This is a genomic window from Stenotrophomonas maltophilia (assembly GCF_013464485.1).
GTDB lineage: Bacteria > Pseudomonadota > Gammaproteobacteria > Xanthomonadales > Xanthomonadaceae > Stenotrophomonas > Stenotrophomonas maltophilia_AW.
The window spans coordinates 1-18617 of the sequence record NZ_RAUX01000002.1; the positions used below are offsets into that span (position 1 = coordinate 1).

Annotated in this window: 17 protein-coding genes; 16 read left to right on the forward strand and 1 reads right to left on the reverse strand. The window is 67.4% G+C overall.

Annotation, left to right across the window (positions count from 1 at the left end):
* On the reverse strand, nt 1-745 hold a 745-nt coding region (locus tag D7Y61_RS01125), incomplete at its 3' end, for a Crp/Fnr family transcriptional regulator (protein ID WP_180864629.1).
* A 126-nt stretch (nt 746-871) separates the two neighbouring features.
* Here D7Y61_RS01125 and hisS point away from each other — a divergent pair.
* From hisS to D7Y61_RS01205, 16 genes are all read left to right on the forward strand, one after another.
* Entirely contained in the window at nt 872-2266 is a 1395-nt protein-coding gene (hisS, locus tag D7Y61_RS01130) for a histidine--tRNA ligase (protein WP_180864630.1), read from the forward strand.
* A gap of 497 nt (nt 2267-2763) precedes the next feature.
* Nucleotides 2764-3072 carry a YerC/YecD family TrpR-related protein gene (locus D7Y61_RS01135; RefSeq protein WP_049438528.1) on the forward strand — a complete coding sequence of 103 codons (309 nt, stop codon included), beginning with the start codon at nt 2764-2766 and terminating at the stop codon, nt 3070-3072.
* Nucleotides 3073-3106: 34 nt separating this feature from the next.
* Nucleotides 3107-4018, forward strand: a complete 912-nt coding sequence (gene hisG / locus D7Y61_RS01140) for an ATP phosphoribosyltransferase (RefSeq protein ID WP_180864631.1) — start codon at nt 3107-3109, stop codon at nt 4016-4018.
* Nucleotides 4015-5310, forward strand: a complete 1296-nt coding sequence (gene hisD, locus D7Y61_RS01145) for a histidinol dehydrogenase (RefSeq protein ID WP_180864632.1) — start codon at nt 4015-4017, stop codon at nt 5308-5310. The genes hisG and hisD overlap by 4 nt, the downstream gene beginning before the upstream one ends.
* The gene (gene hisC / locus D7Y61_RS01150; RefSeq protein WP_180864633.1) at nt 5307-6401 is read left to right on the forward strand and encodes a histidinol-phosphate transaminase; all 1095 of its coding nucleotides are present in this window, start codon (nt 5307-5309) and stop codon (nt 6399-6401) included. The genes hisD and hisC overlap by 4 nt, the downstream gene beginning before the upstream one ends.
* A complete protein-coding gene (hisB, locus tag D7Y61_RS01155; RefSeq protein ID WP_180864634.1) occupies nt 6398-7471 on the forward strand; it encodes a bifunctional histidinol-phosphatase/imidazoleglycerol-phosphate dehydratase HisB in 1074 nt (357 codons plus the stop codon). Before hisC ends, hisB begins: the two co-directional genes overlap by 4 nt.
* Complete coding sequence (gene hisH, locus D7Y61_RS01160; RefSeq protein ID WP_134945586.1) at nt 7468-8070, forward strand: imidazole glycerol phosphate synthase subunit HisH; 603 nt, start codon at nt 7468-7470, stop codon at nt 8068-8070. The genes hisB and hisH overlap by 4 nt, the downstream gene beginning before the upstream one ends.
* Nucleotides 8067-8801, forward strand: a complete 735-nt coding sequence (gene hisA / locus D7Y61_RS01165; RefSeq protein WP_180864635.1) for a 1-(5-phosphoribosyl)-5-[(5-phosphoribosylamino)methylideneamino]imidazole-4-carboxamide isomerase — start codon at nt 8067-8069, stop codon at nt 8799-8801. The genes hisH and hisA overlap by 4 nt, the downstream gene beginning before the upstream one ends.
* Nucleotides 8795-9571, forward strand: a complete 777-nt coding sequence (gene hisF / locus D7Y61_RS01170) for an imidazole glycerol phosphate synthase subunit HisF (RefSeq protein ID WP_180864636.1) — start codon at nt 8795-8797, stop codon at nt 9569-9571. Before hisA ends, hisF begins: the two co-directional genes overlap by 7 nt.
* Entirely contained in the window at nt 9561-10181 is a 621-nt protein-coding gene (hisIE, locus tag D7Y61_RS01175; protein WP_180864637.1) for a bifunctional phosphoribosyl-AMP cyclohydrolase/phosphoribosyl-ATP diphosphatase HisIE, read from the forward strand. Before hisF ends, hisIE begins: the two co-directional genes overlap by 11 nt.
* A gap of 149 nt (nt 10182-10330) precedes the next feature.
* On the forward strand, nt 10331-11920 hold the full coding sequence (locus tag D7Y61_RS01180) for a calcineurin-like phosphoesterase C-terminal domain-containing protein (protein WP_180864638.1): 1590 nt from the start codon (nt 10331-10333) through the stop codon (nt 11918-11920).
* A 46-nt stretch (nt 11921-11966) separates the two neighbouring features.
* A complete protein-coding gene (locus D7Y61_RS01185) occupies nt 11967-12251 on the forward strand; it encodes a hypothetical protein (protein ID WP_180864639.1) in 285 nt (94 codons plus the stop codon).
* An 84-nt stretch (nt 12252-12335) separates the two neighbouring features.
* Nucleotides 12336-13358, forward strand: a complete 1023-nt coding sequence (locus tag D7Y61_RS01190; RefSeq protein ID WP_180864640.1) for a glucokinase — start codon at nt 12336-12338, stop codon at nt 13356-13358.
* A gap of 51 nt (nt 13359-13409) precedes the next feature.
* Entirely contained in the window at nt 13410-14408 is a 999-nt protein-coding gene (locus D7Y61_RS01195) for a N(4)-(beta-N-acetylglucosaminyl)-L-asparaginase (protein WP_180864641.1), read from the forward strand.
* The gene (locus tag D7Y61_RS01200; protein ID WP_180864642.1) at nt 14405-15142 is read left to right on the forward strand and encodes a copper homeostasis protein CutC; all 738 of its coding nucleotides are present in this window, start codon (nt 14405-14407) and stop codon (nt 15140-15142) included. The genes D7Y61_RS01195 and D7Y61_RS01200 overlap by 4 nt, the downstream gene beginning before the upstream one ends.
* Before the next feature lie 408 nt (nt 15143-15550).
* Nucleotides 15551-18508 (forward strand): TonB-dependent receptor plug domain-containing protein, encoded by a 2958-nt coding sequence (locus D7Y61_RS01205; RefSeq protein ID WP_180864643.1) that lies wholly within the window; start codon nt 15551-15553, stop codon nt 18506-18508.
* Nucleotides 18509-18617 lie beyond the last annotated feature (109 nt).

The window sequence follows — 18617 nt, forward strand, 5'->3', positions numbered from 1 at the left end:
ACCCTTCACCGGCCAGCGTGCGCAACCCGTCCTCGTCGAGGATCTCCACCACGTTCAGGTGGGGCAGGGCAATCAGCCCCTGCTGGCGCAGCTTGGTGAAGGTGCGGCTGACCGTTTCCATGGTCAGGCCCAAATGGTCGGCGATATCGCCACGGCCCATCGGCAGTGACACGCGCAGGCCGTCGCCACCCAGCTTGGCCTCGCGCGCAGCCAGGCGCAGCAGGAAGTCGGCCAGTTTCTCGGCCGGCTGCAGCCGCGCCAGTGCCAGTGCGGCGTCCTGTGCGGCGTCCAGTTCCTGGCAGGCACGCTGCAGCAGCTTGCGCTCCAGATGCGGGAAGCGGCTGCGCAGCGCCTTCATCTGCGGCAGCGCAACGCGGCACACGCGGCTGTCGGCGATGGCTTCGATATCGTAGCGGTGGTGGTCACTGCCGCTCAGCCCCAGGTAGTCGCCGGGCAGCACGAAGCCGTTGATCTGGCGGCGGCCGTCGGCCAGGGTGCGCACCAGGCGCAGGGCACCGCCTGTCAATGTATAGACATGCTGGCGCTCTTCGCCGGTACGGGCCAGGGTGCTGCCCATCGACACCTGCTGCGAAACGGTGACCTGTTCGAGCGCCTGCACTTCATCGGGCGACAGCGCCGAGCACACCGCAAGGTGGCGAACCGAGCAGTGCAGGCAGTCCTGCGTGACGCAGGACGGCGACGCGGAGTCATTGGTGGCGGGCGGAGCGCCGGAAGGCCGTGACATGTTGCGGGGGCGTATCGCGGGCGGGGAGGGCCTTATGATACTTCAAGCGGCCGTTCGACCCTGCCGGAGGCGGGGGCGCTAGAATGTCGCCCCCTCCCACGTCCCGTTCCAGCAGGAGTTCCGCCCGTGATCAAGCCCCGTACCCCGCCCGGCACCCTTGAACTGCTGCCGCGCGAGCAGATTGCGTTCCAGCGCATGCTGGATGTGATCCGCCGCAACTACGAGCGCTTCGGGTTCCTGCCGGTGGAGACGCCGGTGTTCGAGCTGTCCGACGTGCTGCTGACCAAGTCCGGTGGCGAGACCGAGCGCCAGGTGTATTTCGTGCAGTCCACCGGCGCGCTGGCCAACGCCGCCGAATCGGGTGACCGCTCATTGCCGGAGATGGCGCTGCGCTTCGACCTGACCGTGCCGCTGGCGCGCTACGTGGCCGAGCACGAACATGAACTGACCTTCCCGTTCCGCCGCTACCAGATGCAGCGCGTGTACCGTGGCGAGCGCGCCCAGCGCGGTCGTTTCCGCGAGTTCTACCAGTGCGACATCGACGTGATCGGCAAGGACAGCCTGAGTGTTCGCTATGACGCCGAAGTGCTGGCGGTCATCCACGCGGTGTTCTCGGAACTGCGTATCGGCGACTTCAGCATCCAGCTGAACAACCGCAAGCTGATGCGCGGCTTCTTCGAAAGCCTGGGCGTGGCCGAGGGCGAGCGCCAGCTGGCGGTGCTGCGCGAAGTGGACAAGCTGGACAAGCGTGGCGCCGATTACGTGCGCGAGACGCTGGTGGGCGAGGGCTTCGACATTCCGGCCGAGCAGGTCGAGAAGATCCTGGCCTTCGTTGCCGTGCGTTCGCAGGGCCATGCCGATGCGCTGGCCCAGCTGGCTGCGCTGGAAACCGGCGGGGCTTCGTCGGAAACGCTGCGCACCGGTGTTGCCGAGCTGCGCGAAGTGCTGCAGCTGGTGCAGGCGCTGGGCGTGCCGGAAAGTGCCTATTGCCTGAATTTCTCGATTGCGCGTGGCCTGGATTACTACACCGGCACCGTGTACGAGACCACGCTGACCGACCACCCGCAGATCGGCTCGATCTGCTCGGGAGGCCGTTATGAAGACCTGGCCAGCCACTACAGCAAGTCCAAGCTGCCGGGCGTGGGCATCTCGATCGGCCTGTCGCGCCTGTTCTGGCAGCTGCGCGAAGCCGGCCTGATCGACGGCATCGAAGCCAGCAGTGTGCAGGCGCTGGTGGCATTGATGGACGAACAGGGCATGCCGCAGTCGCTGGACATCGCCCGCCGCCTGCGTGCCGGTGGCATCAACACCGAAGTGCAGATGGAGCCGAAGAAGATCGGCAAGCAGTTCCAGTACGCCGCCAAGGCGGGTATCCGCTTCGTGGTGCTGGCGGGTGAGGATGAACTGGCGCGCGGCGTAGTCGCGGTGAAGGACCTGGTGCGCGAGCAGCAGTTCGAAGTCTCGCGCGACGAGCTGGCCAGCACCCTGCAGGTCGAGCTGGAACAGTCGAAGGTGATGTAAGGGCCGTTGGCCGCACGCCGACTACCCACGAAACGCCCACCTCCCGGTGGGCGTTTTTGTTTTTGGGCCGCGTTCCGGGGTCGGATCCGTTTTCCTTCAGAAAACGGATCCGACCCCAGGCTCTCCCAACAGCTCGCAGGAAACTGTCGAAGGCGGGGTGGGTCCGGTGGCAGGGGTGTGAGCGGCATGGATGCCGTGGCCAAGCCCCCATGGGTGAGGGCGCTTTGCTTGCGAAGCACTGCTTCGCAAGCGCCAGAACGCCCAGCCGCCAGCGGCTGGGCCGGACCGCGGAGCGGGGTTTACGGCGTCCCCTGTCACCGGACCCACCCCGCCAACCCCAGGAAACCAGTTTTTGCTGTTGCTTCAGTCGAGCATGGCTCGACTCTACAGCGGGTGCAGGGCGCAGCCCTGCCCACAACACCCCCAGATTTGACGCACTGCGCAAGAATGCGCTAATGTACTAGCGCGCTATTACATTGATGCATGGAAACAACCCCATGAAAGCCCGCCCCGACATTGCCGCCAAAGACCCGAAGGCCGACCTGGAAGCCCTGGCCAGGGCCTTTGCCGCCCTGCGCGAACCGGAGCAGGTGGAAGCGTTCCTGCGCGACCTGTGCACCCCCGCCGAACTGGAAGCCATGGCCGACCGCTGGAAGGTGGTGCCGCTGCTGCAGCAGGGTGTGCCGTACCGCGAGATCCACGAACGCACCGGCGTCAGCGTGACCACCACTGGACGGGTGGCACGCACGCTTGAGCATGGCCATCGAGGCTATGCCGCCGCCATCGACCGCCTTGCTTCGCGCTGATCCGCGCCCCGTTCCGAACTTCGAGACCTCCCCCATGAGTGCAACCCAGGCAGCGCCGGCACGAGACCGGTTGCGTATCGCCATCCAGAAGAGTGGCCGGCTGGCCGAGCCCGCCCGCAACCTCCTCAGCGCCTGTGGCCTGAGCTGGCGCGAGAGCCGCGACAAGCTGTTCTGCTACGGCGAATCGCTGCCGGTGGACCTGTTGCTGGTGCGCGACGACGACATCCCGGGCCTGATCGCCGACGGCGTCTGCGACCTGGGCATCGTTGGCCGCAACGAGCTGGACGAGCAGGCCGCGGCCCGCCGTCAGATCGGCCTGTCCGATGCCTACCAAGCGCTGCGCGGGCTGGGCTTCGGCCAGTGCCGGTTGATGCTGGCGGTGCCCGAGGAATGGCAATGGGAGGGCCCGGCGCAGCTGGCAGGTACCCGCATCGCCACCAGCTATCCGGCCATCCTCAAGCAGTGGCTGGATGAGCAGGGCGTGGATGCGCAGGTGGTCGAGCTGTCCGGTTCGGTGGAGATCGCGCCGCGCCTGGGTACCGCCGACCTGATCTGCGACCTGGTGTCCAGCGGCGCCACGCTGCGTGCCAACCAGCTGACCCCGGTGCACAACCTGCTCGACAGCGAGGCAGTGCTTGCCGGTGCGGTGCGGGTGCCGGATGACGCACGCGAGTCGCTGCGCGCGATGCTGCTGCGCCGTCTCGACGGCGTGGTGCAGCGCCAGGACCGCAAGTTGCTGATGTTCCGCGCCAGCGAGGATCGCGTGGATGCGTTGGCGCAGCTGCTGGCCGATGCCGAACCGCTGGTGCGGCTGCCGGCCGATGGCGGCGCGCTGCGCCTGCAGACCATGTGCCCCGGCCCGCTGAGCTGGCAGCGCATGGAAGAACTCGAGCGCGCCGGCGCGCAGGGCCTGATGGTGCTGAGCGTGGAGCGGTCGCTGGCATGAACCGTCTGATCTGGTCCCGACTTGATGAGGCCGCGCGCAGCGCGGCATTGACCCGCCCGGTGCAGGCCGTGGCGCAGCAGACCCGCGACGCGGTGGCGGCGCTGATCGCGCAGGTGCGTGCGCAGGGCGACGAGGCGCTGCGTGCGATTACCGCACGTTTCGACGGTGTCGAGCAGGCGTCCTTCGAAGTGTCCGATGACGAGTTCGCGGCCGCCGAAGCGGCAGTGCCGGCCGAACTGCGCCAAGCGATGATGGAAGCCGCCGAGCGCATCACGCGTTTCCATGAGGCTGGCATGGGCAAGGGCTATGCCGTGGAGACCGCACCGGGCGTGGTCTGTGAACGCATGCTGCGGCCGATCGGCCGGGTCGGCCTGTACGTGCCGGCAGGCAGTGCGCCACTGCCGTCCACCGCATTGATGCTGGGCGTGCCGGCACGGCTGGCCGGTTGCCCGCAGGTGGTCTTGTGTACGCCGCCACGCGCCGACGGCACGGCCGATCCTGCGGTGCTGGTGGCCGCACGCCTCACCGGCGTGCAGCGCGTGTTCAAGCTCGGTGGCGCCCAGGCCATCGCGGCGATGGCTTACGGCACGGCCAGAATTCCGGCTTGCGACAAGCTGTTCGGGCCGGGCAACAGTTTCGTCACCGAAGCCAAGCAGCAGGTCGCGCAGGACGGCGCCGCCGCCATCGACATGCCGGCCGGCCCGTCGGAAGTGCTGGTGATTGCCGATGCGGGTGCCAATCCGGCGTTCGTGGCAGCCGATCTGCTGTCGCAGGCCGAGCACGGCCCGGATTCACAGGTGCTGCTGCTGACCGACGATGCCGCAATGCTGGTGGCGGTCGAGGCCGAAGTCGAGCGCCAGGTTGCCTTGCTGCCGCGCCAGCAGATCGCGCGCCAGGCATTGTCGGCTTCGCGGTTGATCCAGGTGGAAACGCTGGGTGAAGCCTTTGCGATCAGCAACCGCTATGCGCCGGAACACCTGATCCTGGCGCTGCGCCAGCCACGCGACTGGCTGGACCAGGTGCAGGCGGCCGGCTCGGTGTTCCTCGGCGACTACACGCCGGAAGCACTGGGTGACTACTGCAGCGGCACCAACCACGTACTGCCGACCGCAGGCGCCGCGCGTGCCTACAGCGGTGTCAGCGTCGCCAGCTTCCAGAACCTGATCAGCGTGCAGAGTGCCAGCGCTGCGGGACTGGCGGCGATCGGTGGCTGCGCGCGCACTATTGCCAGCGCCGAAGGCCTGGACGCGCACGAACGTGCGGTAGCCCTGCGCATGGAGGCCGCGGCATGAGCGCCCCCATTGATGATGTGCTGGCACTGGTGCGCCCGGATCTGCAGGCCTTTGCCGGCTACAGCTCGGCACGCAGCGCGGCGGTCCAGGGCGAGGTCTGGTTGAACGCCAACGAGTCGGCCTGGGCCAATCCGGCCGATGCCGCCGGCAGCAGCCGGCGCTATCCCGAGCCGCAGCCGCTGGCGCTGCGTGAAGGTCTGGCCGCACTGTATGGCGTGCAACCGCAGCAGCTGCTGGTCGGGCGCGGCAGTGACGAGGCCATCGACCTGCTGGTGCGCGCGTTGTGCGTGCCCGGTCGTGATGGCGTGCTGGTCACGCCGCCGGTGTTCGGCATGTACGCCGTCTGTGCACGGTTGCAGGGCGCCCCGCTGATCGAAGTGCCGCTGGTGGACGGCGAAGACGGGCTGCGCGCCGATCTGGATGCGGTCATCGAGGCCGCATCCGCGCGCAATGCCAAGCTGGTCTTCCTGTGCGCGCCGTCCAATCCGGCCGGCAGTGATATCGGCCTGGCCGATATCGAGCGGGTGGCCACTGCTCTGCGCAGGCAGGCCCTGGTGGTGGTCGATGAGGCCTACGTGGAGTACGCCCAGCGCGCCTCGGCGACCACGTTGCTGGCCGCCCACGCCAACCTGGCGGTGCTGCGCACGCTGTCGAAGGCACACGCACTCGCCGCCGCGCGCATTGGAACGCTGATCGCCGCCCCGGAACTGATTGCCGTGCTGCGCCGTTGCCAGGCGCCGTATCCGGTGCCGACTCCGTGTGCCGAGCTGGCCGTGCAGGCGCTGCAGCCGGCCGCACTGGCACGTACCGCCGAGCGCGTGGCCACGGTCATCGCCGAGCGCGAACGCCTGTTCGCTGCGCTGCCGGGCCTGCCTGGCGTTCGTCGCGTGTACCGCTCGGCCGGCAACTACCTGCTGGTCCGCTTCGCTGATGCGCAGGCAGCGTTCGACACCTTGCTGGATGCCGGTGTGGTGGTGCGCGACCAGCGCGCCGCGCCGCAGCTGGGTGATGCGCTGCGTATCAGCATCGGCAGCCCCGAAGAGAATGACCGCGTGCTTGCGGCCCTGTCGGCGCGGAGGGCCGCAGCATGACACCGATCCTGTTCATCGACCGCGACGGCACCCTCATCGAGGAGCCGTCCGATTTCCAGATCGACGCCTACGAGAAGCTGCGCTTCGTGCCGCAGGTGATCCCGGCGCTGCTGAAGCTGCGTGATGCTGGCTACCAGTTCGTGATCGTCACCAACCAGGATGGCCTCGGCAGCGACAGCTACCCGCGCGCCAGTTTCGACGGTCCCAACGACCTGATGCTGCAGATCTTCGAGAGCCAGGGCATCACCTTCCGTGACGTGCTGATCGATTGCAGCTGGCCGCAGGACAATGCGCCGACCCGCAAACCGGGCATCGGCCTGATGACCGCCTACCTGCAGGACCGCAGCATCGACTGGGCGCGTTCGGGCATGGTTGGGGACCGTATCACCGACCTGCAGTTCGCCGACAACCTCAACATTCGTGGTTTCCAGCTGCGCACCGAACAGTTTGGGGGCGAGTGGGACTGGCCGGGCATCGCCCACGCGCTGGCCGACGCGCCGCGTACCGCCGTGGTCCAGCGCAATACGAAAGAAACGAAGATCCGCGTCGAACTGGACCTGGATCGCGCGGGCGATGCACACATCTCCACCGGACTGCCGTTCTTCGACCACATGCTGGAGCAGATCGGCAAGCATGGCGGCTTCGCGCTGGACATCCGGGCCGAAGGTGACCTGCACATCGACGAGCACCACACCATCGAGGACACCGGGCTGGCCCTGGGCCAGGCCCTGCGCGAGGCGCTGGGCGACAAGCGCGGCATTGGCCGCTACGGCTTCACCCTGCCGATGGACGAGGCGCTGGCCAGCGCCGCACTGGATTTCAGCGGCCGCCCCTACTTTGTGTTCGAGGGCGAGTTCAAGCGCGAGCGCGTGGGCGACATGCCTACCGAGCTGGTGCCGCATTTCTTCCGCTCGCTGTGCGATGCCAGCGGCCTGAACCTCAACCTGCAAGTGCGTGGCGACAACGATCACCACAAGGTCGAAGCCTGCTTCAAGGCGCTGGCCCGCGCACTGCGTCCGGCGCTGGCCCGCCAGGGCACGGCGCTGCCTTCCACCAAGGGGGCGCTGTGAGCGACGTTGCGCTGATCGATGCCGGTGGTGCCAACCTGGGCTCGGTGCGCTACGCATTGGAGCGCCTGGGTGCGACGGTGCGGCTGGTACGCGATGCGGACGGTCTGATCGGTGCGCAGCGGGTGATCCTGCCCGGCGTCGGCGCCGCCGGTCCCGGCATGCAGCGCCTGCACGCGCAGGGCCTGGTGGAACCGCTGCAGCGACTGGAGGTGCCGTTGATGGGTATCTGCCTCGGCATGCAGCTGCTGTTCGAACGCTCCGAGGAAGCGGGCGTGGAGACACTGGGGCTGATTCCCGGCGTGGTGCGCAAGCTGGTGCCGGCCTGCGGCATCCGGGTGCCGCACATGGGTTGGAACCGCCTGCTGCCGCTGCGGGAGTCGCTGCTGTTGCAGGGTGTACCGGAGCGGGCCAGCGCCTATTTCGTGCACAGCTATGCGGCGCCGCTGAATACCCACACCGTTGCTGCCTGCGATCACGGCGGCCTGTTCACCGCCGTGGTGGAGCAGGGCCGCTACTACGGTGCGCAGTTCCATCCCGAGCGTTCCGGCGAGACCGGCTCGCTGATGCTGCGCAATTTCCTCGAGGGCACTGCTGCATGAGTTTCATCGTTTACCCCGCGCTGGATATCCGCGATGGCCGCGTGGTGCGGCTGCGCCAGGGCGACTACGCGCAGGAAACCCCGTATGGCGACGATCCCCTGCCGCGCGCGCAGGCCTTTGCTGCGCAGGGCGCGCAGTGGATGCACCTGGTCGATTTGGATGCGGCGCGTGCCGGTGGCTATACGCTGGCGCCATTGCTGGCCGCGATCCGCGCGCAGACATCGCTGCAGGTGCAGACCGGCGGTGGCGTGCGCGGTCGCGATGACGTGGCGCGCATCCTCGAGGCGGGTGCCGGGCGCGTGGTGGTGGGTTCGCTGGCGGTGCGCCGCCCCGATGAAGTGGTCGGCTGGCTGGAGGAATTCGGTGCCGAGCGCATCACCATTGCGCTTGATGCCCGCCAGGACGCGCAGGGCCAGTGGCAGCTGCCGGTGCACGGCTGGACCGAGAACGCCGGCGTGACCCTGGATGATCTGGCCCAGCGCTACGCACGTGCCGGCATGCGTCACCTGCTGTGCACCGACATCGCCCGCGACGGCATGCTGGCCGGGCCCAACATCAGCCTCTACCAGCACCTGTCGGCGCTGCTGCCGGACGTGGCGGTGCAGGCCTCCGGCGGCATCCGTGACGTGGCCGACGTGGCCGAAGCGCGACGTGTGGGCTGCGGCGGCGCGATCCTCGGCAAGGCGCTGCTGGAGCAACGCATGGACCTGGCGGAGGCACTGGCATGTTGAGCCGCCGCATCATTCCCTGCCTGGACGTGCGCGATGGCCGCGTGGTCAAGGGCGTGCGCTTCCGCGATCACGTCGACATGGGCGATATCGCCGAGCTGGCGCAGCGCTACCGCGACCAGGGTGCCGACGAACTGGTGTTCTACGATATCGGTGCCAGCCCCGAGGCACGTTCGGTGGACGTGGCCTGGATCGAGCGCATCGCACGGCTGATCGATATCCCGTTCTGCGTGGCCGGTGGCATCGACAGCGTGGAGACCGCGCGCCGCGTGCTGTTTGCCGGTGCCGACAAGGTGTCGATCAATTCGCCCGCGCTGGGGCGCCCGGAACTGATCACCGAGCTGGCCGGCGAGTTCGGCGTGCAGTGCGTGGTGGTGGGCGTCGATTCGGTGCGCGAGGCTGATGGCCAGTGGCGGGTGCGTCGTTTCAGTGGTGACCCGGACAGGACCCAGGCGGTGCCGCTGTGCACCCTGGATTGGATCGTCGAAGCGCAACGGCGGGGTGCCGGCGAGATCGTGCTGAACTGCATGGACAGTGACGGCGTGCGCGGCGGCTACGATGTTGCCCAGCTGCAGCAGGCGCGGGCATTGTGTCAGGTGCCGCTGATCGCCTCCGGTGGCGCCGGTGCGATGGAACACTTCGCCGAGGCCTTCGACCAGGCCGATGTGGATGGCGCGCTGGCCGCCAGCGTGTTCCACAGCGGCGCCATCGCCATTCCGGAATTGAAGCGCTACCTGCGCGAGCAGCAGATCGAGGTGCGGGATGTCTATTGAAGTGAGGCCGTCACTGGATGCGCTGCAGGCGCTGGATTGGAGCAAGGGCGAAGGCCTGCTGCCTGCGGTAGTGCAGGATGCCGATACCCTGCAGGTGCTGATGCTGGGCTATGTCAGCGCCGAGTCGCTGGCGGCCACCCTGGCGATCGGCCACATGACCTTCTTCAGCCGCAGCAAGCAGCGGTTGTGGACCAAGGGCGAACAGTCCGACAACGTGCTGGTGGTGCTGTCGATCAGCGTGGACTGCGATGCCGATACGCTGCTGGTGATGGCACGGCCGGCCGGGCCGACCTGTCACACCGGTGCGGCGAGCTGCTTCGATGGCGCGCCGAAGGATTTCCTGGGCGGGCTGGGCCAGCTGGTGGCGATGCGCGAGGCGCAGCGACCACCGGGCAGCTACACCACGAGCCTGTTCGAGGGCGGTATCCGCCGCATCGCGCAGAAGGTGGGCGAGGAGGGCGTGGAGACCGCGCTGGCAGCGGTGGCTCAGGACGACGAAGCACTGCTGGGCGAGGCCTCGGACCTGCTGTACCACCTGCTGGTGCTGCTGCGCGCGCGCGGGCTGTCGCTGGAGGATGCGCGGGCGGTGCTGGAAAGGCGCCATCGTTAAGGGGTTTGTAGAGCCGAGCCCATGCTCGGCTGCTCTGGAGCTTCAAGCCAGCCGAGCACGGGCTCGGCTCTACAGGGCACATGCGCCACCGCGTGCGCGATGTCATCAACGGAATCTACAATAGGCGGTCTTTCTTTCCCGGACCGCCCATGAAACTGCCTGCCGCCTGGCTGTGCTGCCTGTTGCTGACCTCGCCGGCCTGGGCCGCGGACACCGTGGTCACCGGCAAGGTCTATCTGGAGCGTGACGGCAAGCCGGGCCGCGGTGCCACCGATCCGGGGCTGGCCGGGGTGCAGGTCTCCAATGGCGAGACCATCGTCAAGACCGCCGCCGATGGCAGCTACAGCTTGCCGGTGCGCGACGGCCAGATCGTCTTCGTGATCAAGCCCGATGCGTATTCGTTCCCGAAGGCGACCGATGGTCTTCCGTCGTTCTGGCGCCACTACCGCCCGAATGGCTCGCCGGCACTGAAGTACGGCGGCATCGCCGCGACCAGCGACGCCACCCGCAACTGGGATTTCGCGCTGCAGCCGGACCGCCATGACAGTCGCCGTGGCTTCCAGATGCTGGTGTTCACCGATTCGCAGACCGCCAGCCTGAAGGACATCGGCTATTACCAGCAGTCGATCGTGGCGCCGCTGGTCGGCCAGACCAGGGCGCGCCTGGGGACCACGCTGGGCGACATCGTCAACGACGACCTGACCCTGTACCCGGCGATCAACAAGGTCACCACCGAACTTGGTGTGCCGTGGTTCCATGTGCCGGGTAACCACGACCTCGATTTCGATGCAGCCAGCGACGATCATTCGCTGGACAGCTGGCGCAACATCTATGGTCCGGATACCTACGCGGTGGAAGAGGGCGGTGCCAGCTTCGTGTTCCTGGACGACGTGGTGTACGACCCCAAGGCCAGGCCGAAGTATGTCGGCGGCCTGCGCGAAGACCAGTTCGCCTTCCTCGCCAGCTACCTGAAGGGCCTGCACAAGGACCGCCTGCTGGTGCTGGGCATGCACATTCCGCTGTTCGATGCGGCGCCCGGGCGCGAGACCTTCCGTCATGCCGACCGCCAGCGCCTGTTCGACCTGCTCAAGGACTTCCGCAACGTGCTGGTGCTGAGCGGTCACAGCCACACCCAGCAGCACGTCTACCACGGCAAGTCCGAGGGCTGGCACGGCGACAAGCCGCTGCACGAATACAATGTCGGTGCCAACTGCGGTGCATTCTGGTCCGGGGTGAAGGATGCCGCCGGCGTGCCTGACAGCACCATGAGCGATGGCACGCCGAAGGGCTATGCGCTGCTGGATGTCGCTGGCAATGGCAGCTACAAGCTGCAGTACCGGGTGGCAGGCAAGCCGGCCAGCGAACAGATCGGCCTGCATGCGCCGAAGGTGCTGCGCCAGGGGGCCTACCCGGCGTGGGGCGTCTATGCCAACGTCTACATGGGCGAGGATGCCAGCGTGGTCGAGTACCGCGTCGACGGCGGCACCTGGCAGCTGATGAGGCAGGTCAGCCAGCCCGACCCGCGCCTGATGGTGGAAAACGTGGCCGACGATATGGCAGACAGTCTGCGTGGCTACGATCGTTCGCCGGAGGCCACCGCATCACCTCACCTGTGGCGTGGCGCGCTGCCGACCGATCTGGCGGTGGGCAGCCACAAGGTCGAGGTCCGCTCGACCCAGCCTGATGGCGCGGTGTTCACCGCAACTACCAGCTACAGCCTGCAGACGGCCCAGCCCTGAGCCCGACGGCTTGGATCCGCGGTTTCCCATCACGAAAGGACGCAACATGGATATCCGTTTCATGGCCGGCACCACGCCGGTGACCCTCAGCCGTCACTGGTTCACCGGCGCGATGCTGCTGCAGAGCGCCAGCGAGAAGGTCTGGGTGCAGCATCCGTGGCATCCGGGCACGCATTTCTCGTTCTCGCTGGTACAGTCATGGCTGCGCCATATCGCTGGCCATGAAGTGCTGGTCGAGCGTACCCGGCCGCTGCTGTTCGCCGGCTTCCGCCCGCAGCGCCTGCGCGTGCTGGTGGACGGCGTGCAGGTGGCCGAACAGGAAGGCATGTAGGCCAACCTGAACCACCAGCGTGCTAGGCAAAGCCGCCCCGATGCCTGAGAATCGGGGCGATTCAATCGATCCAAGCAGGCCAGCGTGACCATCGCAGCAGCGTCCCCGGTTTCCACCGACTCCGCCCGCGGCGGTCTTCCGCGCAGTCTCGTTGTCGCCGATGTCGGCGGCACCTTTGCCCGTTTGGCGCTGGCTGAAACGCAACCCGGCCAAGCGCCGCTGCTGGACAGCCATCGCACCTACGCCTGTGCCGAGCATCCCAGCCTGGCGGCGATCCTTGCTGATTTCACCGCAGGCCTCAGCCAGCCGGTGCAGACCGCCGTGGTGGCCATCGCCGGGCTGCTCGATGGCGATGTACTGATCAATTCCAACCTGCCGTGGACGGTCTCGCTGTCGGCCACCCGCGCGCAGTCCGGGCTGCATGAGCTGCAGTTGATCAATGATTTCGAAGCGGTGGCGCTGGCCGTCCCGTATCTGCAGCCGGAAACCCTGGTGCCACTGAACGGCGACGCCGATCCAGCGCAGGCGTTCCCGGCACTGGTGCTGGGCGCCGGCACCGGCCTTGGCGCGGCACTGCGTTTCGCCGATGGCGAGCGCCCGGTGCTGGCCAGCGAGATCGGTCATGCCGCGCTCGGTGCAGGCAATGCGCTGGAGCTGCAGGTGCTGGGCAAGCTGCTGCAGCGCTGGCCGCACGTGGACAACGAGCGCGTGCTGTCCGGCAGTGGACTGATGAACCTGTATCCGTGCCTGTGCGAACTGCACGGCGCCACCCCGGTGTGGACCAGCACTGAGGCGCTGGTCGGCGCCGCCCGCAGCGGCGAGGATGCGCTGGCGGTGGAGACGCTGCAGGTGTTCTGCGCGTGGCTGGGCAGCCTGGCCGGTGACGCGGCAATCGCCGTCGGCGCGCGCTCGGTGTACCTGGCCGGCGGCATCTCCGCGCATGTGCAGGATTTCCTGGCCGACGGCCGCTTCCGCGAGCGCTTCCTCAACAAAGGCGTGCTGACCGAGGTGCTGCGCCAGGTGCCGGTATGGCGGGTGGAACATGGCCAGCTGGGCGTACTTGGTGCAGCGGTCTGGCACGCCGCACGGCAGCCCACGCACGACTGATCGGCAGGGCCGGCATCGGGCCGGCCGTGCATTGCAGACTGGGAGGGGAAGATGGTGGATCGCAGGCAGTTCCTGCAGGCCGGTGCACTGGCCGCAGGCATGGCGGCTTTGCCGGGCGTGCAGGCACGCACGCAGGGTGGGGCCAAGGTGGTCTCGACCTGGGACTTCGGTGTGCCGGCCAACCAGGCCGCATGGAAGGTGCTGGCGCAGGGCGGCAGCGCGCTGGATGCAGTGGAAGCGGGCGCACGCTGGGCCGAGAGCGAGCTGTGCAACCCCACCGTCGGCCATTGCGGCAACCCGGATCGCGACGGCGTGCTGAGCCTGGACGCCAGCATCATGGATGGCGATGGCCGCTGTGGTGCGGTGGCCGCGTTGGTCGACATCCTGCATCCGGTGTCGGTGGCCCGCAAAGTGATGGAGAACAGCCCGCATGTGCTGCTGGTCGGCGAGGGCGCGCAGCAGTTCGCGGTGCAGCAGGGCTTCGAGCGGAAGCACCTGCTGACGCCGCAGGCCGAAGCCGCCTGGCGCGAGTGGCTGAAGACCGAGAAATACCAGCCGCAGATCAACGCCGAGCGCCGCGGTATCCCCGGCAACAGCGACAACCACGACACCATCGGCATGCTGGCGCTGGATGCCAAGGGCCATCTGGCCGGTGCCTGCACCACCAGCGGCATGGCCTGGAAACTGCACGGACGTGTGGGCGACAGCCCGATCATCGGTGCCGGACTGTATGTCGACAATGAAGTGGGCGCGGCTACCGCCTCGGGCGTGGGTGAGGAGATGATCCGCAACGCCGCTTCGTTCCTGGTGGTCGAGCTGATGCGCCAGGGACGCTCGCCGGCGCAGGCCTGTCGCGAGGCGATCGACCGTGTGGTGCGCAAGCGCCCGGAGGCGAGCAGAACGCTGCAGGTGTGCTTCCTGGCCATGAACAAGCAGGGTGAGGTGGGCGCGTATGCATTGCACCGCGGTTTTGTCTACGCGGTGTGCGATGCGCAGCGCCAGGACGATCTGCGCGACTCGCCGTCGATCTACACGAGCACGCAGGCGTGAGCACGCGGCTCACCCTGGAAATCGCCAGCAACTCGCTGGCCTCGGCGCTGGCAGCACAGGCCGGCGGCGCCGACCGCATCGAGATGTTCGACAACCTGGCCGAGGGTGGCACTACGCCGTCATTCGCCAGCATCGCGATTGCCCGCGAACGCCTGTCGATTCCGCTGTTCATACTGGTGCGCCCGCGCCCGGGCGACTTCCACTACGACGCACTGGAAACCGAACTGATGCTGCGTGACATCGCGCAGTGCCGCGCGCTGGGCTGCGATGGCGTGGTGATCGGCGCGCTGGATGTGCAGGGCGACATCGATCTGCCGCTGTGCCGCGAACTGGTGCAGGCCGCCGGACCGCTGCAGGTGACCTTCCATCGCGCCTTTGATGCTGCGCGCGACCTGCCGGCGGCGCTGGAGCTGGTGATCGGGCTGGGCTGCCAGCGCGTGCTGACCTCGGGCGGCCAGGTCAGCGCCGAGGCCGGTGCTGACGTGCTGGCGGATCTGGTCACACAAGCGGCGGGCCGCATCAGTGTGATGGCCGGCGCCGGGCTGGGCCCGGCCAATATCGCGGCCGTCGCGCGGCGGAGCGGCTGTGCCGAGTTGCACGCCTCGGCGAAAGGCCTGCGGCGCTCGGCCATGCAGTTCCAGAATCCGGCGCTGCGCGGCCTGGACCCGGACTGGAGCCAGACCGCTACCGCCACCGTGGCCGCGCTGCGGCAGGCGCTGGACGGCGCAAGTTAACCCGTTTCTTCTCTGTAGAGCCGAGCCCACGCTCGGCTGCTTTTCACGGCKAACAACAGCAGCCGAGCGCGGGCTCGGCTCTACAACGACCCGCTGTCGGCCGTACACGGCATCACGGACAATACAGTTCCGCGCGCGATTGTCGCGATCATGTCATTGACGTGTGCGCCGTTCTATCAGCGATGTTTCGCAACCATTTGATTTTTATGGATGACGGCGGCCGATAGCGGCATTCCGGGGGCTGTTGCTGCGTCGCCGCATGCCGGGCATGGTTCAGCTGTGCTTTAGTTTGGATCGATCCACAGGGGAGGGTGCCGAGCGGTCTTGAACCGATCCAGGCGCCCGGATCAGTTGTCTTGCCGCGCCACCACCCGTCCGTGCGTCCACACTTTCGAAGAGCAACCACCCATGGCTCAGATCGTCCGCAAGCCTCGTCACCTGCTGTCCCAGGCCCTGGTCCTGGCCCTGCTTCCCCTGGCTGCCAATGCGCAGGAAGCCTCAAGCTCGTCCACCAAGGATCTCGATGCGGTCACCGTCACCGGCTCGCGCATCAAGCGCGCCAGTGTCGAAGGCCCGGCACCGGTCAATGTGATCACCGCCGCGCAGATCCAGAAGGAAGGCTTCGTCAGCGTGTACGATGCGCTGAAAACCCTCACCGAAGCGACCGGCACCGTTGAAGCTGCCTCGCAGTGGGGTTCGCACACGCCCAATGCCAGCGGCCTGAACCTGCGCGGGATGGGCCCGAACCGTTCGCTGCTGCTGGTCAACGGCCGCCGCGTGGCCGACTACCCGCTGCCCTACGGTGGCGAAACCAACTTCTCCAACTACGGCAACATTCCCGCTGCCGCGGTGGAGCGCATCGAAGTGCTGACCGGTGGCGCCTCGGCCATCTATGGCTCGGATGCGATCGCGGGCGTGGTCAACGTCATCCTGAAGACGAACTACGACGGCGACGAAGTGCGCGTGCGCGGCGGCACCTCCACCGAAGGCGGTCGCGATACCTGGGATCTGTCCTGGGCCGGCGGCAAGACCGGCGACAACTGGAGCGTGACCTACGCGCTGCAGTACACCAAGCGCGATCCGCTGTTCGGCCGTGACCGCCCGCAGATGGACGATGCCGATGATGCGCCGTACCCGTCCTGGAACATGGAACAACGCAAGGTCGGCTTCCGTCCCACCGCCGGCCTCGCGCTGATCGATCCGACCACCGGCCAGCGCCTGGCGCCGCCCACCGGCACCTGCGAGAAGTTCGATGGCGAGTACTACACCGCCGATCGCCTGGTCTACAACTACGCCGCCAACACCATCACCAACACCGGTCGCCTGTGTGGCATGAGCGCCGACTACGCCAACTGGCTGCTGACCGGCGGCGCCGAGAACGTGTCCGGCAACCTGTACGCCACGTTCGATTTCGGCAACGACCTGCAGGCCTGGACCAACCTGGCGGTCTATCGTTCCGAAGCGATCTGGGGCACCAATCCGCCGAGCGTGTCGCTGATCGACGACGAAAACGGCTACTACTGGGACGCCAACCGCAACCGCCCGATCCTTGGCGTGCGCCAGTTCACCCCGAACGAAGTCGGGGGCCTGGATACGCTGCGCAACACCAACCGCGAACTGTCCTGGGACTGGAGCGCCGGCCTGCGTGGGCGCCTGGCTGACCGCTTCGACTGGAGCGCCACGGTGGGACGCTCGTACTACCGCGTGGAAGAACGGCAGAACGTGGTCGACAAGCAGAAGTCGTATGACTACTTCCTGGGCCCGAAGCTGGGCACCACCGCCGATGGCGAGGCGATCTACGCACTGAACGAAGCGCGCTGGTGGAATCCGCTGACGCCGGACCAGTACTGGCAGTTGGGCACGGTCGCCAGGAACCGCGCATCCTCCTGGGTCAACCAGGCCTCGGCGGACATCACCGGCGAGCTGTTCCAGGGCTGGGCCGGCCCGATCTCGTTCGCCGCCGTGGCCGAAGTCGCGCAGCAGGGCTATCACCTCAGCCCCGATCCGCGTGCCGGTATCGATTTCGACCTGCAGAACGTCGATCGCGGCGGCGGCGAGCGCACCCGCTATTCGGCCGGTGTCGAGTTCAAGATTCCACTGCTGGCCAGCGTGACCGCCACTGCCGCCGCACGCTATGACCGCTATGGCAGCTACAAGGCCGACGACAGCGCCGACGCGCTGGACATCGGCAACCAGAAGGAAACCACCTGGAACGTCGGCCTGGAATGGCGCCCGGTCGAATCACTGCTGGTGCGTGGTTCCTACGCCACCAGTTTCCACGCTCCGGACATGCACTACCTGCTGGGCCAGCCGAGCAGCTCCGAAGTGCAGACGTACGACCGCCTGCGCTGCATCCAGAGTGGCGCGTACCTGGTCAACAACTGCGGCGTGGGCAACACCGACGTCTGGTACACGTTCGATGTGAACCGGCGTGGCACGCCGCTGCTGCGCTCGGAGACCGGCGATTCGTGGACCGTCGGTTTCGTCTGGGACGTGATGTCCAACCTGTCGGTGAGCGCGGACTACTGGGCAATCAAGCTGGAAGACATGATCGTCGATGTGGGGGCCGACGAAGTGCTGGCCAGCGAGGCGGGCTGCCTGACCGGCAAGAACATGGACGGCACGCCGTGGGCCAATCCGGCCGGTGGCGAGTATTGCGCCGGCATCCTGGCCCGCGTGAACCGTGACAGCAACGGCCGCCTGGTATCGATCGAGCGCGGTCCGTTCAACCTGGCCAGTCGTGAGGTGCGTGGCATCGACCTGACCGCACGCTATCGCCTGGAAACCGCACAGTGGGGCAGCTTCCAGCTGGGCCTGAACTACACCAATCAGATCTCGACCAAGGAACAGCGCTACGCCAATGACCCGAACCCGGAGCGTCGCGACCGCGACCTGCGCAGCAAGCTGCGTGCGAGCCTGGCCTGGCAACGCGGCAACTGGAATGCCAACGTCTACGCCGACCGCGTTGGCTCGGTGCCGGGCGTGCGCTACCACTGGGGCACCGATCGCCTGAACAACCCGGGTGGCTGCCTGCCGTTCGCTGATGGCTATGTGCCCAGCGACAGCCCGTCGCTGAACTGCCTGGAACCGGCGACGCGTCCGGATGGCTCGCCGAATCCGAACCCGAATGCGGGCCAGCAGACCGCGCGCTACTACGGACGGGTCGGGCCGTTCATCACCTGGAACGTCAACCTGGGCTATCAGGTCACCGAGCGCGCCAAGGTCAACGTCTACGTCAACAACGTGTTCAATTCGGCCAGCTGGAACCACAAGGATCCGTACAAGCTGGACTATGACTTCGCCCCGACCCGTCTGCTGAGCGCGGTTGGCCGCGAGTTCGCGCTGGAGTACGTGTTCACCTTCTGAGGCGGATGGCGGGCGGTACGCCGGGCATGACCCGGCGCTACCGGCTGGACGGGGCGGCTGGATTTGACCTTCCCACAATGGCAAGGTTTAGCCTGTCCGCATCCAGAAG

Coding starts and splice junctions, on each gene's coding strand:
- D7Y61_RS01135 (WP_049438528.1), top strand. CDS start 2,764: ATGAAAGCCCGCCCCGACATTGCCGCCAAAGACCCGAAGGCCGACCTG.
- hisG (WP_180864631.1), top strand. CDS start 3,107: ATGAGTGCAACCCAGGCAGCGCCGGCACGAGACCGGTTGCGTATCGCC.
- hisD (WP_180864632.1), top strand. CDS start 4,015: ATGAACCGTCTGATCTGGTCCCGACTTGATGAGGCCGCGCGCAGCGCG.
- hisC (WP_180864633.1), top strand. CDS start 5,307: ATGAGCGCCCCCATTGATGATGTGCTGGCACTGGTGCGCCCGGATCTG.
- hisB (WP_180864634.1), top strand. CDS start 6,398: ATGACACCGATCCTGTTCATCGACCGCGACGGCACCCTCATCGAGGAG.
- hisA (WP_180864635.1), top strand. CDS start 8,067: ATGAGTTTCATCGTTTACCCCGCGCTGGATATCCGCGATGGCCGCGTG.
- hisF (WP_180864636.1), top strand. CDS start 8,795: ATGTTGAGCCGCCGCATCATTCCCTGCCTGGACGTGCGCGATGGCCGC.
- hisIE (WP_180864637.1), top strand. CDS start 9,561: ATGTCTATTGAAGTGAGGCCGTCACTGGATGCGCTGCAGGCGCTGGAT.
- D7Y61_RS01180 (WP_180864638.1), top strand. CDS start 10,331: ATGAAACTGCCTGCCGCCTGGCTGTGCTGCCTGTTGCTGACCTCGCCG.
- D7Y61_RS01185 (WP_180864639.1), top strand. CDS start 11,967: ATGGATATCCGTTTCATGGCCGGCACCACGCCGGTGACCCTCAGCCGT.
- D7Y61_RS01195 (WP_180864641.1), top strand. CDS start 13,410: ATGGTGGATCGCAGGCAGTTCCTGCAGGCCGGTGCACTGGCCGCAGGC.
- D7Y61_RS01205 (WP_180864643.1), top strand. CDS start 15,551: ATGGCTCAGATCGTCCGCAAGCCTCGTCACCTGCTGTCCCAGGCCCTG.